General features: G+C 67.0%; 3 protein-coding genes and 1 pseudogene. 2 read left to right on the top strand and 2 right to left on the bottom strand.

The genetic code is table 11. From position 1 onward, the window contains the following. Positions 1 to 124: 124 nt before the first annotated feature. Positions 125 to 688, bottom strand: coding sequence for a DUF177 domain-containing protein (locus tag ABYB95_RS21685; RefSeq protein ID WP_372661836.1), 564 nt, complete (start codon positions 686 to 688; stop codon positions 125 to 127). 36 nt (positions 689 to 724) lie between these two features. On the opposite strand from ABYB95_RS21685, the gene ABYB95_RS21680 reads away from it, so the two are divergent. Continuing rightward, positions 725 to 1339 (top strand): nucleoside triphosphate pyrophosphatase, encoded by a 615-nt coding sequence (locus tag ABYB95_RS21680; protein WP_372661833.1) that lies wholly within the window; start codon positions 725 to 727, stop codon positions 1337 to 1339. 11 nt (positions 1340 to 1350) lie between these two features. Beyond that, positions 1351 to 2175 (top strand): SAM-dependent methyltransferase, encoded by an 825-nt coding sequence (locus tag ABYB95_RS21675; protein ID WP_372661830.1) that lies wholly within the window; start codon positions 1351 to 1353, stop codon positions 2173 to 2175. A gap of 26 nt (positions 2176 to 2201) precedes the next feature. On the opposite strand, the pseudogene ABYB95_RS21670 reads toward ABYB95_RS21675, so the two are convergent. Then, positions 2202 to 2416 (bottom strand): annotated as a pseudogene (locus ABYB95_RS21670) (UTP--glucose-1-phosphate uridylyltransferase); the annotation flags it as partial.

Raw genomic sequence — 2416 nt, 5'->3', positions numbered from 1 at the left:
TATTACCAAGTGCGCGCAAGACCCGTGAAATGGATACCAGCGCAAAGCCAAGGATTATAGCCTGAAGACCAGGCCCTGCCAAATCTCCCAACCCGACCGCGTACACCAGCCAGTTCGGACGACTTCACTTTTTCAAGCGCGCCAGGCCGGCAAACGGGTGCGGGCGCTCTTGCGCGTCATCGGCTGCGGGCACGGCCGGGTCACCGGCCTGCATCACCAGGGCGTGTGGGCAGGTTTCGTGCATGGGAACGATGGGCAAAGCCATCAGCAGCTCGTCTTCCAGCACGTCGAGCAGGCTCGGACGCGGCTCCAGCGCCAGCAAATCTTCCTCGCAATCGTCGTCCTGCGCTTCGGCGGTGGCCTCGTCGGCCACAAACCGGAACCAGTTGTCGACCTGCAACGGGGCTTCCACCGGCCCCAGGCAGCGCTGGCAGGTCAGCGCCACACGGGCGTCGGCTTCCAGATGCAGCCAGGCCGCCGGTGCCCCGCCTTGCGCGCCCGGCCGCAGTTCTGCCTGGATCGTCCACGACACAGGCATCCCGACCGGATCTTCTGGCTGGTGCAGTTCCTGCTGCAAGCGCTCGAAGCGCTCCAACGGGTCTTGCATCTGGAGCCGCGCACCGGCCTGGGCAAAGGCTTTCACATCCAGACGCGCCGGATTCCAAACCGATTTGGGGGTTTCTTTCATGCAGGCAGTGTAAAAGAATACAAGGAGAATACCGGCATGCCCGACACACCCTCCCCCCTCCAGCAGCCAACCGCCCGCCCCCTGATTCTGGGCTCCACCTCGCGATACCGCCACGACTTGCTCAGCCGCCTGGGCCTGCCTTTTGAGGCCGTCGCGCCCGATGTGGACGAAACGCCCCAGCCCGGCGAAAAGCCCGACCAGCTGGCGATGCGCCTGGCGCTGGCCAAAGCCTGGGAGGTCGCCAAGCGACACCCACAAGCGGTGGTGATCGGCAGCGATCAGGTGGCCGACCTGCGCGGCGAGCCCCTGGGCAAGCCCGGCGACCACGAACGCGCGGTGGCCCAGCTGCGGCGCATGCGTGGCCAGGCCGTGGTGTTCCAGACGGCGGTGGCGGTGGTCTGCGCCGCCACCGGCTACGAAGCGGCCGATCTGGCCCCGGTTCGGGTGCTGTTCCGCGACTTGAGCGACGAAGAAATCGAGCGCTATCTACGCACCGAGCAACCCTACGACTGCGCCGGCAGCGCCAAGAGCGAAGGCCTGGGCATTGCCCTGCTGGAGCGCATCGACAACGACGACCCGACCGCGCTGGTGGGCCTGCCCTTGATCCGCACCTGCCGCCTGATCCGGGCCGCCGGCATACGCGTCCCGTGAGCACGCCCGCCATGCCGTCTACCGCCCCCAACCGCCCAGGCACGCTGTACCTGGTCCCCACGCCGCTGGATTTTGGCTGCACGCCTGAACAGGGCGCCGCCCATCCCGCCATCGATCTGCACCTGCCCCAAGGCACGCTGCACACCGCGGCGCGGCTCACGCATTGGATCACCGAAAACGCCAAAAGCACGCGCGCTTTCCTCAAACGCGTGGACGCGGTCTGCCCGCTCGGCCAGCCCTTGCAAGCCCAGTCCATTGCCGAACTGCCGCGCCAGGCCCACAAAAAGGGCGATCACGACCCGGCGGTGGCCAGCGACGACCAGGCCAAGCAGTTGCTGGCACCGGCGCAGCAAGGACACGACATGGGCCTGGTGAGCGAAGCCGGTATGCCCGCCATTGCCGACCCGGGCAGCTCGGTTGTGCGTGCGGCGCACGCCCTGGGAATTCCGGTGGTGCCCTTGACCGGGCCGGTGTCGCTCATGCTGGCGCTGGCCGCCAGCGGCCTGAACGGCCAGCATTTTGCGTTTGTGGGCTACGTGCCGCACGAAGCCAGCGAACGCGCCAAGCGCCTGCGCGAACTGGAGGCTTTGGCGCTCAAGACCGGGCAAACCCAGATCTTCATCGAAACGCCCTACCGCAACACCGCCCTGCTCCAGGCGTTGCTGCAAACCCTGCAACCGCAGACCCGGCTGGCGGTGTGCAGCGGTTTGACACTGCCGCAACAGCACTGCCGCAGCGCGCTGGTGGGCCAATGGCGCTCACAGAACGGCAACGGCTCTGCAGGTGCGGCGGCGGCGCCCATGGACGCACCTGCGGTGTTCCTGATCGGGCGCTGAAACCCGGGATCCGGCCCAGTGGGGTTTTATGAGCCGTTGACGATGCGGTTCATGTGAGCGCGCACTCCGGCGCTCAGCTCGGGGTTCGCCAGCGCCAGGTCCATGGTGGCCTCCAGGAAGCCCTCATTGCTGCCACAGTCGTAGCGCTTGCCCTGGTAACGGAAAGCGTAGACCTTCTCCACCCCGATCAAGGCGGCGATGCCGTCGGTAAGCTGGATTTCGCCGCCCGCGCCGGTGGGTT

This window comes from Hydrogenophaga sp. (assembly GCF_041633695.1).
Taxonomy (GTDB): domain Bacteria; phylum Pseudomonadota; class Gammaproteobacteria; order Burkholderiales; family Burkholderiaceae_C; genus Hydrogenophaga.
This window is presented reverse-complemented; position numbering and strand designations above follow the sequence as displayed.

Bases quoted from the DNA above. Each gene is read 5' to 3' on its own strand.
- ABYB95_RS21685 (WP_372661836.1), bottom strand. From the start codon at position 688: ATGAAAGAAACCCCCAAATCGGTTTGGAATCCGGCGCGTCTGGATGTG.
- ABYB95_RS21680 (WP_372661833.1), top strand. From the start codon at position 725: ATGCCCGACACACCCTCCCCCCTCCAGCAGCCAACCGCCCGCCCCCTG.
- ABYB95_RS21675 (WP_372661830.1), top strand. From the start codon at position 1,351: ATGCCGTCTACCGCCCCCAACCGCCCAGGCACGCTGTACCTGGTCCCC.